We start from the raw sequence: 17567 nt of genomic DNA, 5'->3' as shown, positions 1-17567 counted from the left end.
GAACGGAGAGACACCATGTCCACCGCAAACATTCACGGCATCATCGGCTACACCATCACCCCTTTCACCGCCCATGGCGAAGGCGTTGACCTGGACGCCCTCGGACGCTCCATCGACCGCCTGATCGAGAGCGGCGTGCACGCCATCGCACCGCTGGGCAGCACCGGTGAAGGTGCCTACCTGAGCGACGCGGAGTGGGATCAGGTCAGCGAATTCAGTATCAAGCACGTGGCCAAACGCGTGCCGACCGTCGTCAGCGTGTCCGACCTGACCACCGCCAAAGCGGTGCGTCGCGCGCGCTTCGCCGAAGCCCATGGCGCCGATGTGGTGATGGTGCTGCCCGCGTCCTACTGGAAACTCAGTGAAGCGGAAATCCTTGCCCATTACCGCGCCATCGGCGACAGCATCGGCGTGCCGATCATGCTCTACAACAACCCGGCCACCAGCGGCACCGACATGTCGGTGGACCTGATCCTGCGCATCGTCAAGGCCGTGGAAAACGTAACCATGGTCAAGGAGAGCACCGGCGACATCCAGCGCATGCATCAACTGCAACGTCTCGGCGACGGCCAGGTGCCGTTCTACAACGGCTGCAATCCGTTGGCCCTGGAGGCCTTTGCCGCTGGCGCGAAAGGCTGGTGCACCGCCGCGCCGAACCTGATCCCGCAACTCAACCTGGATTTGTATGAAGCGGTGCTGGCCAATGATTTGGCCAAGGCCCGGGAGCTGTTCTATCGCCAGTTGCCGCTGCTGGACTTCATTCTCAAGGGTGGCTTACCGGCGACGATCAAGGCGGGTTTGCGGGCGACGGGTCTGGAGGTGGGGGATCCGCGGTTGCCGGTGTTCCCGTTGAGTGAGGCGGGTTGCACTCAACTGAAAGGGTTGCTGGAAGCCCTGCGCTGATTCTCAGCCATACACAAAACATTGTGGGAGCGAGCCTGCTCGCGATGACGGTTTGTCAGTCAACATCACTGTTGAATGTGACGGCCCCATCGCGAGCAGGCTCGCTCCCACAGGGGATGTGTGTTGATCTCAAAGCACTGGTAAGGTCTTGTCCTTGACCACCTTGGTCGGGCCGTTGGCCTTCACGCTGGCGATACCTTTCTCCATGGCGGCGTCGGAGGAATAGGTTTCGCTGCTGCCGATGATCTCGTGGTTACCAGCCTTGAGGTTGAAATACGGGTGGCCGTCCTTGGTGGTTTTCTTCTCGTAGCGCTCATCCAGCGGGCTGTTGGCCTGGACCGAGGCGATGCCTTTGTCGGCGGCGGCGTGGGTGGTGTACAGCTCGCTGGTCAGAATGGTCTCGGCGTTGGCCGCCTTGAGGACGAACCTGAACTGGCCATTGCTGCTTTTGCTCACTTCATACCATCCGGACATGCTGTTTCTCCTTGGCGATTGAGAGGTTGCGCGCTTCACAGTAAAGACCAGCCCCGGGCTTCTGTCGCCTGTACAGGCTCGCTCCCACAGGAGGTGCGTGCCTTTCTGTGGGAGCGGGCTTGCCCGCGAAGAGGTCGACGCAGTTTTGACTACTTCACCACTGCCCGCACCACCGACAACTCAGGAGACTGCGTCCGCCGCTGGCTCAGATACCGCGTACAGCTCACCCGCAGGAACGAAGCGAAATTGACCACCTCACCGCGATAGTCCATCACCTCTTCATACAGCTTGGCGATCAACTGATTGGTGGTCATGCCGTCGACCTCGGCGATTTCGCTCAGGATGTCCCAGAACTGATTCTCCAGCCGCAGGGTGGTGACCACCCCGCAGATGCGCAGCGAGCGGGAGCGCGATTCGTAAAGAATCGGGTCGGCTTTGACGTACAGCTCGCACATGGACATGTCCCTCGTTACAGCGTGATTTTGGTACCCAGCAATTCCAGGAAACCGGCCAGCCAGTTCGGGTGCGCAGGCCAGGCCGGCGCCGTGGCCAGATTGCCCTGAACATGGCCGTCCGTCACCGGGATGTCGATATAGGTACCGCCCGCCAGGCGCACTTCCGGAGCGCAGGCCGGATAAGCGCTGCATTCGCGGCCTTCGAGAATACCCGCTGCCGCCAGCAACTGCGCGCCATGGCACACGGCGGCGATCGGCTTGCCGGCCTTGTCGAATGCGCGCACCAGCTCCAGGACCTTTTCGTTCAGGCGCAGATACTCCGGCGCGCGGCCACCCGGAATCAGCACGGCGTCATAATCGGCGGCGTTGACCTTGGCGAAATCGAAGTTGAGGGCAAACAGGTGACCGGGCTTTTCACTGTAGGTCTGGTCGCCTTCAAAGTCATGGATCGCCGTGCGCACGGTCTGGCCCGCAGACTTGTCCGGGCAAACGGCGTGCACCGTGTGACCGACCATCAGCAGCGCCTGGAACGGCACCATCACCTCATAGTCTTCGACGTAATCACCAACCAGCATCAGAATTTTTTTCGCAGCCATGGGGAGGACTCCTCTGGAAGTGGGCGTGCAGGAGTATTCAAGGTAGTCCTTATCCGGGGAGGCGGGTAACAACCGGCTACTACGAACACATACAACCCCGTAGGAGCTGCCGAAGGCTGCGATCTTTTGATCTTGATCTTGATCTTGATCTTGATCTTGATCTTCAGTGATCTGTTTAGCCGCGAATTAAAAAGCAAGATCAAAAGATCGCAGCCTTCGGCAGCTCCTACGCGTTGCTCGCATTACTCGCAACTGTACGGATAACTCTGCACCTAGCTGTAACATCGCGAAACCCGGGATTTATGGCTAGATGAAGGCACCTCCCATCACCCACAATTCTGGTTGCCATCATGTCCTCGCGCGAAAACACCGGCATGGCCCTGGGCCTGCTCGGCGTTGTGATTTTCAGCCTCACCCTGCCCTTCACGCGGATCGTCGTGCAGGAACTACACCCGTTGCTCAACGGCCTGGGCCGGGCGCTGTTTGCGGCGGTTCCGGCGGCATTGCTGTTGCTCTGGCGCCGGGAAAAATGGCCGACCTGGAAGCAGGTTAAAGGCCTGACGCTAGTGATGGCCGGGGTGATCCTCGGTTTCCCGGTGTTGTCGGCCTGGGCCATGCAAACCTTGCCGGCGTCCCACGGTGCGCTGGTCAATGGTTTACAGCCACTGTGCGTGGCGCTGTACGCCGCGTGGCTGTCCCATGAACGGCCTTCGAAAGCCTTCTGGGCCTGCGCCGCATTGGGCAGTGCGCTGGTGCTCGGTTATGCGCTGATCAGCGGTGCCGGCAGCATTCAGGCCGGTGACCTGCTGATGCTTGGCGCCATTGCCGTGGGCGGGCTGGGCTACGCCGAGGGAGGCCGACTGGCCAGGGAGATGGGCGGCTGGCAGGTGATCTGCTGGGCGCTGGTACTGTCGACGCCGCTGTTGATCGGCCCGGTGGTGTATCTGGCACTGCAACACCAGGGCGGGATTTCCGCCAGGACCTGGTGGGCCTTCGGTTATGTCTCGCTGTTTTCGCAGTTCATCGGCTTCTTCGCCTGGTACGCCGGCCTGGCCATGGGCGGCATTGCCCGGGTCAGCCAGATTCAGTTGCTGCAGATCTTCTTCACCATCGCCTTCTCGGCACTGTTCTTCGGTGAACATGTGGAGCCGATCACCTGGCTGTTTGCCGGTGGGGTGATCGTGACAGTGATGCTGGGGCGCAAGACAGCGGTCATGCCGGCACGTGTCGCCACGACATAAGGCAAGATCAAAGGATCGCAGCCTGCGGCAGCTCCTACACCGATCAATGTAGGAGCTGCCGCAGGCTGCGATCTTTTTGGATCAGCTCAAATAACCGTCCGCGCGCAGCAACGTTTCCAGGCAATGCTCGCTGATGTGGTAGAAATCCTTCAGCTCCTGAATCTTCGCCAATAGCTGCGCCGGTTCCACCGGCTCGGCGCGCTTGACCGCCAGGATCATCTTGTTCTTGTTGGTGTGGTCCAGCGAGATGAACTCGAACACCTTGGTCTCGTAGCCGCAGGCCTCCAGGAACAACGCGCGCAAACTGTCGGTGACCATCTCCGCCTGCTGGCCCAGGTGCAAGCCGTATTGCAGCATCGGCTTGAGCAGCGCCGGGCTCTGGATTTGCAGGCGGATCTGTTTATGGCAGCAAGGCGAGCACATGATGATCGACGCGCCTGAGCGGATGCCGGTGTGAATCGCATAGTCGGTGGCGATATCGCAGGCATGCAGGGCGATCATCACGTCCAGCTCGCTCGGTGCCACGCTGCGCACGTCACCGCACTTGAACACCAGGCCGGGGTGTTCAAGCCTGGCGGCTGCGGTGTTGCACAGGGTAACCATGTCTTCACGCAGCTCGACGCCGGTCACCTCGCCTTCGGCCTTCAAGGTGTTGCGCAGGTAATCGTGGATGGCGAAGGTCAGGTAACCCTTACCCGAACCGAAGTCCGCCACGCGCACCGGTTTGTCCAGCGCCAGGGGTGACGAGGTCAGTGCATGGCTGAACACTTCGATGAACTTGTTGATCTGCTTCCATTTGCGCGACATCGCCGGGATCAGTTCATGCTGCTTGTTGGTGACCCCCAGGTCGGCGAGAAACGGCCGGCTCAGGTCAAGAAAACGGTTTTTCTCACGGTTGTGCTCGGCCGATGGCACTTCACGCAATTGCTGAGGTTTGCTCTTGAACAGCGATGACTTGCCCTTTTTGCTGTATTCGAGCTGGGCTTCGTCGGTCAACGACAACAAATGCGCATTTTTGAACGACGCCGGCAGCAACCCGGCAATGCTCGCCACGCCTTCGGCCAGCGGCAGGTTCTTGGTGATATCGCGGGTCTTGTAGCGATAGACGAAAGACAGGCAAGGCTGCGCCTTGACCGTCACCGGCTTGATGATGATCCGCTGCAGATCCGTTTCATCGCCCGCGTACTTGGCCAGCACCAGTTTGATGAACGCATTGTGCTCAAGGCTGGCTTGCAGCAGTTCGATGAACTGGGCGTGATGATCCGGCGCGAGGCTGGCGGGAGTGGCGGTGACGGACATGGAAAACGGCCTCAGGCGATGCAAAGCGGAGAATGCCGGTATTTTAAGGGGGACGAGGACTTTGGGCACGGGGTTATTTTGTGGCAGGTCCCAGTCACGCTGCCCAGGACCTCGATACAAGCGTTGAAGCCTCAGGATTCCACCAGGCGAAGCTTGCGATTGTTCGGTGAATTGATGATGTGTTTGACGATCAGCCCCACTGGCACTGCCCAGGTCAGGCCATTGGCAGGGTCAGTCACCACGGCGACCGTTTCGGAACTTGCATCGATGTCCAGGCGCCGACGATCGTTGCACGACTTGAGTACGCCATAGGCACGGCTAACCAACCTTTCCGCCAGGAACATCGGTACATCCATATTCTGCAGATGCTTCACCGCGCGACAAAACAGGACTTGATCATCGATCCCCCCTTCACTTTCATGGCGCCCCAGAAACGCCTGGGCAATAGCCAATAGCTCCTCATTCAAATCTGCATTTTCATTGATGACCTTCATGCTCACGTCTCCTGCGACACTTCTGTCGTGCCAGGACTGACGGCAACAGGCCGGGAGGCACGGCGCAAATCGGGTCCGGCGCAAGGCAGGCGTACGGCCGGATTGGGCATGCCACTGGGCGAAAGCTCATGGGTCATTTCAAATTCGGCACGTACGGACCAACCGCAAGCTTCCGACGTGCATTGCAGATACGCCACCCGCAGGAAAATATGACGGCCTTCGCTGGTGCGGATGCGCATCCGGCTCAAGCAGTGCGGGCACACCATTTTGTAAGTACTCATGCTTGATTCCCGACGGTCATTGAGTGGCAAACAACCTGATCAAACGCAATACTGCTTGAGGCGTTCATCGCGTCGCTCCGGGGTTGCGAACAGTGTCTGCCAGGCATAAGGAAATGCATCGGACAGACACGCAATGGGTTCGAGCCATGCTCGTAGGAAATCACCCTGATACCATTAGGAAGTTTCGACATCGTATTCTTCTGACTCATCTTTGATGATTGATTACTTACAAGAAAAAAAGTACTCATTACGCATAAATTAGGCACTCAAAAAGCATATGTCAAAAGGAAGAGGCTCAAATTGCGTAGCAAAAAATCACAAGCTGTTCTGGCGCGTCTAAAGCAAGTCACCGGCACAAAAACCGATGCTTCTTTATCTTCCGCGCTACAAATCAGCCCGCAAACCCTTAGTAGCTGGCGAGGCCGAGACAGCACACCATACTCATTATGCGTAGAAATCGCCCAAGCCCGGGGAATATCCCTTGACTGGCTGTTGCTGGGCGAAGGGCCAATTCTGAGACAAACAATTACTGATTCTTCGCAGACCGCTCAGGAAAGCACAACACAGGAAAACACCATTCTCGCGCTCTGGCGGTTGCTCGACGAAAACGATCGCTGCGCCATACAAAACGCACTCGAGGAAAAGCAACGACTGCGTGATATGGAACTCAGGCTTTCCGAAATGGCCGCTATGCTGGCAACGCTCAAACCTTCGAATGAAACCTGATGAACCGTGTCATCCGAAGTTGCATGACTTCAACGGCTATCAAGGCAGCCCCATTCACGGACCATCATCTTCGTCCTCTCAGGTGTCGAATGATGTCGCCGATACCGGCACCATCGACCCATTGCATGAGCTTGATGCTGATGGGAATAACGATCATCGCGCAAAGAAAGGCTGTTACCCCACCGGTCAGAAAAGGCGCCAGCGGATGTGCGACAGGCGTAAAGAGGTAACCGACACCTGCAGACAGCAACCAGGAACCGATGCGCTGCCAGGCCTTGAAGCTGGTGCGAGTGGTCGTGACCAGCCACGCACCGAGCATTGCGCCGAACAGTACCTCGCCATCGACAACCGGCAACGTCGCAATGCCCATACCCAACAAGAGCGCACCGATACCGTTGTAGGCCGAATCAGTCAGGCTCATGCGCACCTCGCGCAACGACCGAGTCCACCTGAATCGCTCCCGACTCGATCGCCCTGAGCAATGCGCAAGTGCGAGAGCTGACGTCGAACTTTCGGCGAATATTGGCGAAGTGAAAATTGACGGTAGATTCCGTGCAATTCTCGATCCTGGCGATTTCCCAGGAAGTTTTGCCCTTGAAACACCACATCAGGATTTGCGTTTCTTTCGCCGTCAGTTTCGCCTTGGGCTTGCTTCCCTCAGCGCCATTGGCTGCACGTGCCAAAGAGTCAATCGATTGTCGGGTTGTCATAAGAATCCCTCTTCGCGGGAACGCCCTTCGCTGGGCGTCCACTGTTGGAGAGAAATACTGACGACAAGGCCGAACCCGGACAATTGACGGGAGTTGTAGCGGCGGGCGCTACACAACGCCAGGGAGGATTTAGCCGAGTACCACCAAGCGGTTAGGCAGTTCATTGCGCACATGGGTCACGGGCACGTGCACCTTGAGCAGCTCGCCGCAGGCTTCGACGCAGCTGACAAAACCTTGCAACGTCTGCCCCTGCTTCACCTGTTGGGTGAAGGTGGCGACGATGGCATCCCAGTTCCTGTTGTCCAGGCGACTGGAAATGCCCTCATCCACCAGAATCTCCACATAACGCTCGGCTTCGGAGACGAAAATCAGTACACCGGTGCTACCTTCGGTGTGGTGCAGGTTCTGCTCCAGGAACTGCCGGCGCGCCAGGTTCGAGGCGCGCCAGTGGCGCACCGAGCGCGGGACCAGATAGGTAGTGACTTTCGGCAGACGGAACACCAGACACAGGACGATGAAGATGGCCCATTGCACCAGCAGCAGGCTGTGCATGGTCAGCCAGCCGGTGAGGTAATGCACGATGCCCGGCACCAGCAGCGCTAGCAGGCTGGCCCACAGTAACGGGATGTACGCATAGTCGTCGGCGCGGGCCGCGAGCACGGTCACCAGTTCTGCGTCGGTGTCGCGCTCGACCCGGGCGATTGCCTCGGCAACTTTGCGTTGTTCGTGTTCAGTCAGTAATGCCATGTCGTGAAATGCCTGCTCATTTTTATTATCACCAGCCGCCGGACGAACCGCCCCCGCCGAAACTGCCTCCACCGCCGCTGAAGCCTCCACCTCCACCGCCGCCGCCAAACCCGCCACCGCCAAAGCCGCCCCCGGATCCTCCGGAGCCGCCCCGACCGGCGGGAAGGATACCGAGCATCTGACACACAAAAACAGTCAGGATGAACAGCATCACCAAAAACACCAGCAACCCGGGATGCCGCGAGACGAAATCGTCCCCCGGATCACCTCTGGACTCATACGCCGTGGAGGGTTCGTCCAAGGGATTGCCACCCAGCACCACCAGCATCGCCGCCACGCCGTCGCTGATGCCTTTACTGAAATTGCCGGTCTTGAATGCCGGGGTGATGACCTGGTTGATGATCACTGAACTCTGGGCGTCGGTCAGGCGATCCTCCAGGCCATAGCCGACTTCGATACGCAATCGGCGCTCGTTCCGGGCGACGATCAGCAGGGCGCCGTTGTTCTTGTCTTTCTGCCCGATCCCCCAGTGGCGGCCGAGCTGGTAACCGAAGTCGGCGATGTCGGTGCCCTGCAAGTCCGGCAACGTCACGACCACAAGCTGCTCTCCGGTGGCCTGTTCATGGGCCTGAAGCTGTTGGTTGAGCTGCTCGCGCACCACAGGCTCGATCATCTGCGCGTTGTCGACCACGCGCCCGGTCAGCGCCGGAAAACTCAGTTCGGCCCGGGCCGTGATCGCCACCACCCACAACAACAGCATCAGGCCCGTTTTCAACACGCGCATTGGCTACCTCTTCCATCCCGAACCTGGCCTTGTAGGAGCTGCCGAAGGCTGCGATCTTTTGACCTTGACCTTTGGCGCTCGCGAAAAAAATCAACGGCAAAAGATCGCAGCCTGCGGCAGCTCCTACAGGGTTGCGTCAGAATTTGACTTCCGGGGCCTTTTCCGAGCCCGGCGTGGCTTCGAAGGTCTCACGCACCGGCAGGTCGCTGTACATCACCGTGTGCCACAGGCGACCGGGAAAGGTGCGGATCTCAGTGTTGTATTTCTGCACCGCGAGGATGAAATCGCGCCGGGCCACGCTGATGCGGTTCTCGGTGCCTTCGAGCTGCGATTGCAGGGCGAGGAAGTTCTGGTTGGCCTTGAGGTCCGGATAACGCTCGGAGACCACCATCAAACGGCTCAAGGCGCCGCTGAGCTGATCCTGGGCCTGTTGGTACTGCTTGAGTTTTTCCGGGTTGTCGAGGGTCGAGGCATCCACCTGGATCGACGTGGCCTTGGCCCGGGCCTCAATGACCGCGGTCAGGGTCTCTTCTTCATGTTTTGCGTAGCCCTTGACCGTTTCCACCAGGTTGGGAATCAGGTCGGCGCGCCGCTGATACTGGTTCTGCACCTGGCCCCAGGCAGCCTTGGCCTGTTCGTCGAGGGTCGGGATGTTGTTGATGCCGCAGGCAGTCAGCAACGTGGCCAGCATCAGCAGCGTGACGACCTGCAAACGCGAGCGGTAGGTTGGACTTGCATTCATCAGGATGTCGCTCCCTTGTACATTCATGAAAAAACCGACCGTGAAACCTTCTGAGCCGGCTCTTGGGGCATAATCGCCCGCGCCTCTGGATTGCAACGGGCCGATGGGCTAAAAAGAGGCCCTGCGCAAAAACGCATCCGCCACCTGGCTGTCGTTTTTTGGCTCTGGTTTTTTGAGCCGGCACCCGAACAACAATAGACGCTCCCTAAATTTTGGCTGGCCGGCGTGCATATCGCCGTTTGGGCCCTTGAGAAAACTATTCATGAAGAAGCTGTGTTTGCTGGGCCTGTTCGTCAGCCTGGCCAGTCATAACGTATTGGCCGCCACGACGCCCGCACCCCTGGAGAACAAGGAAGCCTTCGTCAGCAACCTGATGAAGCAAATGACCCTCGATGAAAAAATCGGCCAGTTGCGCCTGATCAGCATCGGCCCGGAAATGCCTCGCGAAATGATCCGCAAGGAAATCGCGGCGGGCAACATCGGCGGTACGTTCAACTCGATCACCCGTCCGGAAAACCGGCCGATGCAGGACGCCGCCATGCGCAGCCGCCTGAAGATCCCGATGTTCTTCGCCTACGACGTGATCCACGGCCACCGCACCATTTTCCCGATCCCGCTGGCCCTGGCCTCGAGTTGGGACATGGACGCCATCGGCCTGTCCGGGCGCATCGCCGCCAAGGAAGCCGCGGCTGACAGCCTCGACATCACCTTCGCGCCGATGGTCGACATCTCCCGCGACCCGCGCTGGGGCCGCACCTCCGAAGGCTTCGGCGAAGACACCTACCTGGTGTCGCGCATTGCCGGCGTGATGGTCAAGGCGTTCCAGGGTACTGGCGCCAATGCCGCCGACAGCATCATGGCCAGCGTCAAGCACTTCGCCCTGTACGGCGCGGTCGAGGGTGGCCGCGACTACAACATAGTCGACATGAGCCCGGTCAAGATGTACCAGGACTACCTGCCACCGTACCGCGCCGCTATCGATGCCGGCGCTGGCGGGGTCATGGTCGCGCTGAACTCAGTCAACGGCGTGCCGGCCACCGCCAACACCTGGCTGATGAACGACCTGCTGCGCAAGGAGTGGGGCTTCAAGGGCCTGGCCGTCAGCGACCATGGGGCGATTTTCGAGCTGATCAAGCACGGTGTTGCCGCCGACGGTCGCGAAGCGGCGAAGCTAGCGATCAAGGCCGGCATCCATATGAGCATGAACGACACCCTGTACGGCAAAGAGCTGCCAGGGCTGCTGAAGTCCGGCGAGATCCAGCAGAGCGACATCGACAACGCCGTGCGTGCGGTGCTCGACGCCAAGTACGACATGGGCCTGTTCAAGGACCCGTACCTGCGCATCGGCAAGGCCGAGGACGATCCGGTCGACACCTACGCCGACAACCGCCTGCACCGCGCCGAGGCCCGTGATGTGGCACGCCGCAGCCAGGTGTTGCTGAAGAACCAGAACGAGACCCTGCCGCTGAAGAAGACCGCGAAAATTGCGCTGGTCGGTCCGCTGGCCAAGGCGCCCATCGACATGATGGGCAGCTGGGCCGCCGCCGGTAAGCCTGCGCAGTCCGTCACCCTGTTCGACGGCATGACCAACGCCCTGGGCGATAAATCGACGCTGATCTATGCCCGTGGCGCCAACATCACCAGCGACCCGAAAATCCTCGGCTACCTGAACTTCCTCAACTTCGACGCCCCGGAAGTGGTGGATGACCCGCGCCCGGCGAACGTGCTGATCGACGAAGCGGTGAAAGCGGCCAAGGATGCTGATGTCGTCGTTGCCGCCGTTGGCGAATCCCGTGGCATGTCCCACGAATCGTCGAGCCGCACCGACCTGAACATCCCGGAAAACCAGCGCGAGCTGATCCGTGCCCTGAAAGCCACCGGCAAACCGCTGGTGCTGGTGTTGATGAACGGTCGTCCACTGACGATCCTCGAAGAGAAAGAACAGGCTGACGCGATCCTCGAAACCTGGTTCACCGGCACCGAAGGCGGCAACGCCATCGCCGATGTGCTGTTCGGCGACTACAACCCGTCGGGCAAACTGCCGATCAGCATCCCGCGTTCGGTCGGCCAGATTCCGACTTACTACAACCACCTGACCATTGGCCGGCCGTTCACCCCGGGCAAGCCGGGCAACTACACCTCGCAGTACTTCGATGACACCACAGGTCCCCTCTACCCGTTCGGCTATGGCCTGAGCTACACCGAGTTCAGCCTGAGCGACATGGCCCTGTCGTCGACCACGCTGAACAAGACCGGCAAGCTCGACGCCAGTGTCACGGTGAAAAACACCGGCAAGCGCGACGGCGAAACCGTGGTGCAGTTGTACATCCAGGACGTGGCAGGCTCGATGATCCGCCCGATCAAGGAACTGAAGAACTTCCAGAAGGTGATGATCAAGGCCGGCGAGCAGAAGGTCGTGCACTTCACCATCACCGAGGACGACTTGAAGTTCTACAACACCCAGCTCAAGTACGCGGCGGAGCCGGGCAAGTTCAACGTGCAGATTGGCCTGGATTCAGAGGACGTGACGCAGCAGAGTTTTGAGTTGCTGTAATCCGTAAAGCAAAAGATCGCAGCCTGCGGCAGCTCCTACAGGGGTACACCTGTAGGAGCTGCCGCAGGCTGCGATCTTTTGATCTTGCTCTACCCCCTTCGATCCAGCAGATTTACCACCACCCGATCCACCCATCCCCACACCCGCTGCTTGACCCGTTTCCACAGCGGTCGGCGCTGCCACTCCTCCAGGCTGACTTGCTGGCTCAGGGCGAAGTCGTGCTCGAAGCTCGCCACCACCGACCGGGTCAATCCGGGGTCCAGTGCTTCCAGGTTGGCTTCCAGGTTGAAGCGCAGGTTCCAATGATCGAAGTTGCACGAACCGATACTCACCCAGTCGTCGATCAGGACCATTTTCAGGTGCAGGAAACACGGCTGGTATTCGTAGATCTCCACCCCGGCCTTGAGCAGTCGCGGGTAGTAGCGATGCCCGGCGTAGCGCACGGAGGGGTGATCGGTACGCGGGCCGGTCAGCAGCAGGCGCACATCCACGCCGCGGGCAGCCGCCCGGCGCAGGGAACGGCGCACTTTCCAGGTCGGCAGAAAGTACGGCGTGGCCAGCCAGATCCGTCGGTGACCACTGTTCAGGGCGCGCACCAGCGATTGCAGAATGTCCCGGTGTTGACGGGCATCGGCATAGGCCACCCGGCCCATACCCTCGCCACTGGACGGTACACGGGGTAAGCGCGGCAAGCCGAAATGCGAGGCCGGCCGCCAGGCGCGGCGATGGCGGTTGGCGATCCACTGACGATCGAACAGCAGCTGCCAATCGAGCACCAGCGGGCCGGTGATTTCCACCATCACTTCGTGCCATTCGCTGACGTCTTCGCCCGGCGTCCAGAACTCATCGGTGACGCCCGTGCCCCCGACCACGGCCAGACTCTGGTCCACCAGCAACAATTTGCGGTGGTCGCGGTAGAAGTTGCCGACCCAGCGCCGCCAGCTCAGGCGATTGTAGAAACGCAGCTCCACCCCGGCGGCCATCAGCCGCTGGCGCAAGGCCAGGGTGAAGGCGAGGCTGCCGTAATCATCGAACAGACAGCGCACCCGCACACCGCGCTCGGCGGCCTGCACCAATGCCTGGACCATGGCCTCGGCACAGGCACCCGCCTCCACCAGATACAGCTCCAGCTCCACCTGTTCTTCTGCGCGGGCAATCGCCACCAGCATGCGCGGAAAAAACTGCGGGCCATCGATCAGCAGTTCGAAGTGGTTGCCTTCGCGCCAGGGAAAAATCGCTCCAGCCATGTCAACGCGCCGTAAAAATCAGCACCGCACCCACCGGCACCGAAAGACTGATGGCCGAGAGGCCGGCCATTTTACGCAACGTTTCCAGACCCGGTGCCAGATCGAAATCCTCGGCGTTGACCACCAGCGGTTCGAGGGTCACCACCTGGAAGCGCCGGTCATCGAGTCGGGTGGCCAGCAGTTCGGCCTGATACTCGTGTTGCTTGCCGTGCAGGTCGACCATCAGCGGCAGGCGCAATTCCAGCTGCGCACCGGGAGCGAGGTCGTTGATCGGACGCAGATCGATTTTCGTGGTGATCAAGGCGTCGGGGAACCGCTCGACCTGGAACAGCTCCTTGCGCATGCGCTCATCGCGCAACGGGACGCCGCTGTTGATCGACTCCAGTTCAACTTCCACCTGCGCCAGCCCTTGGGGATCGACTTTGCCGTGCAGCACCAGAAAGCGCTGCACTTCGGAAACATTGGCGTTTTTGGTGCTGACAAACGACAGGCGTGAAGATTCGCCATCGAGGTACCAGTCGGCGCGGGCCGACAATGCAGCACCCGTCAGCAGCAGAAAAACGAGGGATCGGAGGGCGGGGCGCTTGAACATAGAGACTCGTAAGGCAGAGAAACCTGTGCTGAACCTTAACCGGCCTGCCACAGGTTGCAAGAAATGTGTAGCCTTGAGTCTCTAAACCACCACAAGTTCCAAATCAGGCCATCGCCTGCTGCACATCGCCAATGGTCGTGGCCAGGCTGTTGAGGTGCAGGTTGAGTACTCGCTCCACCGGCGCCTGATCCATCGGCCAGTGCAGCGCCATGCTGCCGACCAGGCGGCCATCGGTGCGGATCGGCAGGGCCACCGCGCGAATCAGGAACGGCAGGCGCACCGGATACTCCCAGTAACCCTCGGTGCGCTGGCCGAAGCCTTGATGCAATGCCTGCTCAGTGGTGCTGAACAGGGACTCGTCCGTCATTCGCTCACGGCTGGCCAGACGCTCCACTTCATGGCTGTCCAGCTCGCCAAGGCAGGCCCGCCCCATGGCCGAATGGAACAGGCTGGCGTGCTGACCGACGATCTGGCAGTTGTTCGGGTATCGCTTGCGCAGCACCGTGGGGATCGCGCTTTCCATGACTTCGATCCGCTCGCCGTCAAAGCACGACAGGTCCGCCACCAACCCGGTGCGCTCACTCAACTCCAGCAACAGCGGCGCGGCGTTTTCCACCAGACGCCGCTTGAAGCGCTGCTGGCTGTCACCAAACAGGCGCTTGGCGCACAAGCGATAACGCCGGTCGCTCAGGCCGCGATAGATCCAGCCCTGCTCCTGCAAGGTCAGCAACATGCGCGACACCGTGGCCTTGGGCAGGCTCGTCAGGTAGTGCAACTCCTCCAGCCCCAAAGCCTGATGCTCACCCAGCAACTCGACAATCGCCAGGGCGCGCTCGACGGAACGCACGCTACCGGTTTCTGCCTTGCTCCCCATAGGTTCGATCTCCCTAAGCGCAGATGGATGATCACTTTGCGCAGCAAGATGCGGGCCTGTCCGCTGGGCTCATGCATTTTGCAGACAACCGGGCGGGCAGCGCTTGACCCATTGAGTCAACTGCTCATGGGCATACGCCAGTTGTAAAACCGCAAGGTCAGCCTGGGCCCGCCCTATGATTTGCAGGCCCATCGGCAGTCCGGCGGGGTTGACCCCCACCGGCACACTCATGCTCGGCAACCCGGCCAGGGTCGGCCCGATCACCACTTCCATCCAGCGGTGGTAGGTGTCCATGGCGTGCCCGCCAACAACGCGCGGCCAAGGGGTTTGTGCATCAAAAGGAAACACTTGGGCGGTGGGCAACAACAGGAAGTCGTAACGATCGAACAATTCGTTCAGTGCTCGATACCACTCGCTGCGACTGACCGAGGCCTGATAGACATCCGCCGCCGTCAGACGCAACCCGCCCTCGACTTCCCATCGGGCTTCGGGTTTGAGGTGTTCGCGTTTTTGCGCATCGGCATACAACCCGCCGAGGCTGCCTTGCACCAGCCAGTGGCGATGCACCAGCCAGGTTTGCCACAGGCGTTCCATGGAGAAATCCGGCTGGCAGGCCTCGACCTTGCAACCCAGCGTGGCGAAGTCCTGCAACGCCGATTCACACAGGCTCATGACGCCGGGCTCCATCGGTAGGTAGCCGTTGTAGTCCCCCAGCCAGCCGAGCCGCACATCCCTGAAATCCTGTTGCAACGACTGGTGAAATATCCCCGGGTCTTCAGTCAGCGACAACGGAACGCGCGGATCGTACCCGGCCTGGGTGCCGAGCAAACGGGCAACATCGGTGACCGTACGGCCCATCGGTCCTTCGGTGGCCAGTTGCTGGACGAACATTTCAGGTCCGGGCCCGAACGGCACACGCCCCTGGGACGGACGCAATCCATAGACGTTGTTGAACGCCGCCGGATTGCGCAGCGAACCCATCATGTCGCTGCCGTCGGCCACTGGCAGCATGCGCAACGCCAGCGCCACCGCCGCCCCGCCGCTGCTGCCACCGGCAATCAAGGTCGGATCGTAGGCGTTGGTGGTGGTGCCGAACACGCTGTTGTAGGTTTGCGAGCCGAGGCCGAATTCCGGGACGTTGCTCTTGCCGATGATGATCGCCCCGCAGTCGCGCACCCGCGCCACGCTGATGGCGTCGTGTTGCGCAACCTGCTCGGCGAACAGCGGTGAGCCCATCGTGGTGCGCAAACCGGCGGTGGCCGCCAGGTCTTTGACCGCCTGCGGCATGCCGTGCATCCAGCCTCGGGACTGGCCCCTGTCGAGTTGGCGATCACACTCGTCGGCCTCTGCCAGTAATGCCTCGGCCGGGCGCAGGGACACCAGCGCATTGACCTGTGGATTGAAGCGTTCGATCTGCGCCAGATACGCCTGCATCACCTCGCGACAGGACACCTGCCGCCCATGAATGGCTCGGGACAGCGCATCGGCGTCCATTTCAACAATCGGATTGCTGCTCAAGGTTTCACCCCAAGATTGAGTTCAACGGATCTTTTTGCCCGCGGTGCTTCTTGCATGCAGTAGGTGCCGAGCAACGTCAGCAAGCAGGCGAACAACACGTAGAACGATGGCGCCACCGGAGTCGCCAGGACCTTGCTCAGCCAAGTGACGATCAGCGGCGCGAACCCGCCGAAGACCATGACCGCGACGTTGTAAGCCACCGACACACCGGTGGAACGCACTTCGATGGGGAACTGCTCGGCCAGCGCGGTCGGAGCCGGGCCGAAGAAACCGCCGATCGCACTGCACAGCAACAGTTGCATCACCAGCAAACGCTCCACCGATGGCGCCGCCGCCACCCACACGTACAAGGGATAAACCATCAGGAAAAACGCCAGGGTGAAGGCCATCAACACCGGGCGCCGGCCGAGTCGGTCCGACAGTGCGCCAGACAACGGAATGATCACGGTCATCAGCGCCACCGCGAGCATTTGCACCAGCAACACCTGATCCAGCGGCAGGCCGAGATTCTTGTGGGCAAAGGTTGGCATGTTCACCAGCACCACGTAGAACGACACGGTCGCGCCACAGGCCAGGCCCATGGACACCAGAATGCTGCGCGTGTGTTCGCGGAGCACTTGCATCAGGCTTGGGCTCGCGCCTTTGGCCTGTTTGCGAGCTTCGAGAAACTCCTCCGGTTCCTCCATGTGCTTGCGAATCCACAGCCCGACCGGGCCGATCAGCAAACCCAGCACAAACGGAATCCGCCAGCCCCAGCTCTCCAGTGCCTCAGGGGACAGCAGGTGGGTGAACAATGCGACCATCGCCGCCCCGGAGAACACCGCCAGGCATTGCCCGACCAATTGCCACGAGCCGTACAAGCCCTTGCGATGCGCCGGTGCGCTTTCCACCAGGAACGCCGTGGCGCTGGCGTATTCGCCGCCCGTGGCGAAGCCTTGCAGCATCCGCGCGACCACGATCAACAGTGGCGCACCCATGCCGATAGCGGCGTAGTTCGGTGCAAACGCAATCAGTGCGATGGATACAGTCATCAGGCGAATGATCATCTGCATCGCCGCCTTGCGCCCTTTGCGGTCCGAATACATCCCCAGCAGGATGCCGCCCACCGGACGCATGAAGAAGCCGACGCCGAATGTCGCCAGGGCCATCAGCAAGGAGGCGTATTCGTCGTCAGAGGGGAAAAACTGCCGGGCGATGATGCTGGCCAGAAAGCCGTAAACGATGAAGTCATACCATTCCAGCGCGTTGCCGATAACCGCGGCGACCACCTGCCGGGTGCGCGAAACGCCTGTGCTCGAAGTCTGCATGGGGGAACTCTCCAAAAACCTGT

The 17567-nt window shown here is 60.5% G+C and carries 20 protein-coding genes; 4 read left to right on the top strand and 16 right to left on the bottom strand.

What is annotated here, in order from left to right; translation table 11 throughout:
- The first annotated feature begins 15 nt into the window (after window positions 1-15).
- Window positions 16-903, top strand: coding sequence for a dihydrodipicolinate synthase family protein (locus tag KW846_RS23365; RefSeq protein WP_218485640.1), 888 nt, complete (start codon window positions 16-18; stop codon window positions 901-903).
- A 129-nt stretch (window positions 904-1032) separates the two neighbouring features.
- On the opposite strand, the gene KW846_RS23360 is transcribed toward KW846_RS23365, so the two are convergent.
- The 3 genes from KW846_RS23360 to KW846_RS23350 form a co-directional block, all read right to left on the bottom strand.
- Window positions 1033-1377 (bottom strand): YegP family protein, encoded by a 345-nt coding sequence (locus KW846_RS23360; protein ID WP_007976754.1) that lies wholly within the window; start codon window positions 1375-1377, stop codon window positions 1033-1035.
- 149 nt (window positions 1378-1526) lie between these two features.
- A complete protein-coding gene (locus KW846_RS23355; protein ID WP_095966236.1) occupies window positions 1527-1832 on the bottom strand; it encodes a ribbon-helix-helix domain-containing protein in 306 nt (101 codons plus the stop codon).
- Window positions 1833-1846: 14 nt separating this feature from the next.
- Window positions 1847-2428, bottom strand: coding sequence for a DJ-1/PfpI family protein (locus KW846_RS23350; RefSeq protein WP_218485637.1), 582 nt, complete (start codon window positions 2426-2428; stop codon window positions 1847-1849).
- A gap of 350 nt (window positions 2429-2778) precedes the next feature.
- On the opposite strand from KW846_RS23350, the gene KW846_RS23345 reads away from it, so the two are divergent.
- Window positions 2779-3669 carry a DMT family transporter gene (locus tag KW846_RS23345; RefSeq protein WP_116580199.1) on the top strand — a complete coding sequence of 297 codons (891 nt, stop codon included), beginning with the start codon at window positions 2779-2781 and terminating at the stop codon, window positions 3667-3669.
- A gap of 81 nt (window positions 3670-3750) precedes the next feature.
- Here KW846_RS23345 and KW846_RS23340 read toward each other — a convergent pair whose 3' ends face one another.
- The 3 genes from KW846_RS23340 to KW846_RS23330 form a co-directional block, all read right to left on the bottom strand.
- Complete coding sequence (locus KW846_RS23340; protein ID WP_218485635.1) at window positions 3751-4968, bottom strand: SAM-dependent methyltransferase; 1218 nt, start codon at window positions 4966-4968, stop codon at window positions 3751-3753.
- A gap of 131 nt (window positions 4969-5099) precedes the next feature.
- A complete protein-coding gene (locus tag KW846_RS23335) occupies window positions 5100-5462 on the bottom strand; it encodes a hypothetical protein (RefSeq protein WP_218485633.1) in 363 nt (120 codons plus the stop codon).
- A gap of 2 nt (window positions 5463-5464) precedes the next feature.
- The gene (locus tag KW846_RS23330; RefSeq protein WP_007976743.1) at window positions 5465-5743 is read right to left on the bottom strand and encodes an ogr/Delta-like zinc finger family protein; all 279 of its coding nucleotides are present in this window, start codon (window positions 5741-5743) and stop codon (window positions 5465-5467) included.
- 300 nt (window positions 5744-6043) lie between these two features.
- On the opposite strand from KW846_RS23330, the gene KW846_RS23325 reads away from it, so the two are divergent.
- Window positions 6044-6469, top strand: coding sequence for a helix-turn-helix domain-containing protein (locus tag KW846_RS23325; RefSeq protein WP_218485631.1), 426 nt, complete (start codon window positions 6044-6046; stop codon window positions 6467-6469).
- Between the two features lie 64 nt (window positions 6470-6533).
- On the opposite strand, the gene KW846_RS23320 is transcribed toward KW846_RS23325, so the two are convergent.
- The 5 genes from KW846_RS23320 to KW846_RS23300 all read right to left on the bottom strand — a co-directional run bounded on the left by KW846_RS23320 (window position 6534) and on the right by KW846_RS23300 (window position 9452).
- Window positions 6534-6890 (bottom strand): putative holin, encoded by a 357-nt coding sequence (locus tag KW846_RS23320; RefSeq protein WP_218485629.1) that lies wholly within the window; start codon window positions 6888-6890, stop codon window positions 6534-6536.
- Window positions 6877-7179 carry a helix-turn-helix domain-containing protein gene (locus tag KW846_RS23315; RefSeq protein WP_218485627.1) on the bottom strand — a complete coding sequence of 101 codons (303 nt, stop codon included), beginning with the start codon at window positions 7177-7179 and terminating at the stop codon, window positions 6877-6879. Before KW846_RS23315 ends, KW846_RS23320 begins: the two co-directional genes overlap by 14 nt.
- A gap of 129 nt (window positions 7180-7308) precedes the next feature.
- Window positions 7309-7926 carry a TPM domain-containing protein gene (locus KW846_RS23310; RefSeq protein WP_218485625.1) on the bottom strand — a complete coding sequence of 206 codons (618 nt, stop codon included), beginning with the start codon at window positions 7924-7926 and terminating at the stop codon, window positions 7309-7311.
- Between the two features lie 28 nt (window positions 7927-7954).
- The gene (locus tag KW846_RS23305) at window positions 7955-8710 is read right to left on the bottom strand and encodes a YgcG family protein (RefSeq protein ID WP_007976735.1); all 756 of its coding nucleotides are present in this window, start codon (window positions 8708-8710) and stop codon (window positions 7955-7957) included.
- A gap of 136 nt (window positions 8711-8846) precedes the next feature.
- Window positions 8847-9452 (bottom strand): LemA family protein, encoded by a 606-nt coding sequence (locus KW846_RS23300; RefSeq protein ID WP_007976733.1) that lies wholly within the window; start codon window positions 9450-9452, stop codon window positions 8847-8849.
- 262 nt (window positions 9453-9714) lie between these two features.
- Here KW846_RS23300 and bglX point away from each other — a divergent pair, with 262 nt between their 5' ends.
- Window positions 9715-12006: a beta-glucosidase BglX gene (gene bglX, locus KW846_RS23295; RefSeq protein ID WP_218485623.1), complete on the top strand. Its 2292-nt coding sequence runs from the start codon at window positions 9715-9717 to the stop codon at window positions 12004-12006.
- 89 nt (window positions 12007-12095) lie between these two features.
- Here bglX and KW846_RS23290 read toward each other — a convergent pair whose 3' ends face one another.
- From KW846_RS23290 to KW846_RS23270, 5 genes are all read right to left on the bottom strand, one after another.
- Window positions 12096-13253, bottom strand: coding sequence for a phosphatidylserine/phosphatidylglycerophosphate/cardiolipin synthase family protein (locus KW846_RS23290; protein WP_218485621.1), 1158 nt, complete (start codon window positions 13251-13253; stop codon window positions 12096-12098).
- A gap of 1 nt (window position 13254) precedes the next feature.
- A complete protein-coding gene (locus KW846_RS23285) occupies window positions 13255-13845 on the bottom strand; it encodes a YceI family protein (RefSeq protein ID WP_218485619.1) in 591 nt (196 codons plus the stop codon).
- A gap of 103 nt (window positions 13846-13948) precedes the next feature.
- On the bottom strand, window positions 13949-14719 hold the full coding sequence (locus KW846_RS23280) for an IclR family transcriptional regulator (protein ID WP_218485617.1): 771 nt from the start codon (window positions 14717-14719) through the stop codon (window positions 13949-13951).
- Between the two features lie 69 nt (window positions 14720-14788).
- Window positions 14789-16237 (bottom strand): amidase, encoded by a 1449-nt coding sequence (locus KW846_RS23275; RefSeq protein ID WP_256356840.1) that lies wholly within the window; start codon window positions 16235-16237, stop codon window positions 14789-14791.
- A complete protein-coding gene (locus KW846_RS23270; RefSeq protein ID WP_218485615.1) occupies window positions 16234-17544 on the bottom strand; it encodes a citrate-proton symporter in 1311 nt (436 codons plus the stop codon). The genes KW846_RS23275 and KW846_RS23270 overlap by 4 nt, the downstream gene beginning before the upstream one ends.
- Between the last annotated feature and the right edge of the window lie 23 nt (window positions 17545-17567).

The organism is Pseudomonas sp. PDM32 (assembly GCF_019219225.1).
GTDB classification, from domain to species: domain Bacteria; phylum Pseudomonadota; class Gammaproteobacteria; order Pseudomonadales; family Pseudomonadaceae; genus Aquipseudomonas; species Aquipseudomonas laurylsulfatiphila.
The sequence above is the reverse complement of the archived record's forward strand: the minus strand, read 5'-3'. Positions and strand labels throughout refer to the sequence as shown.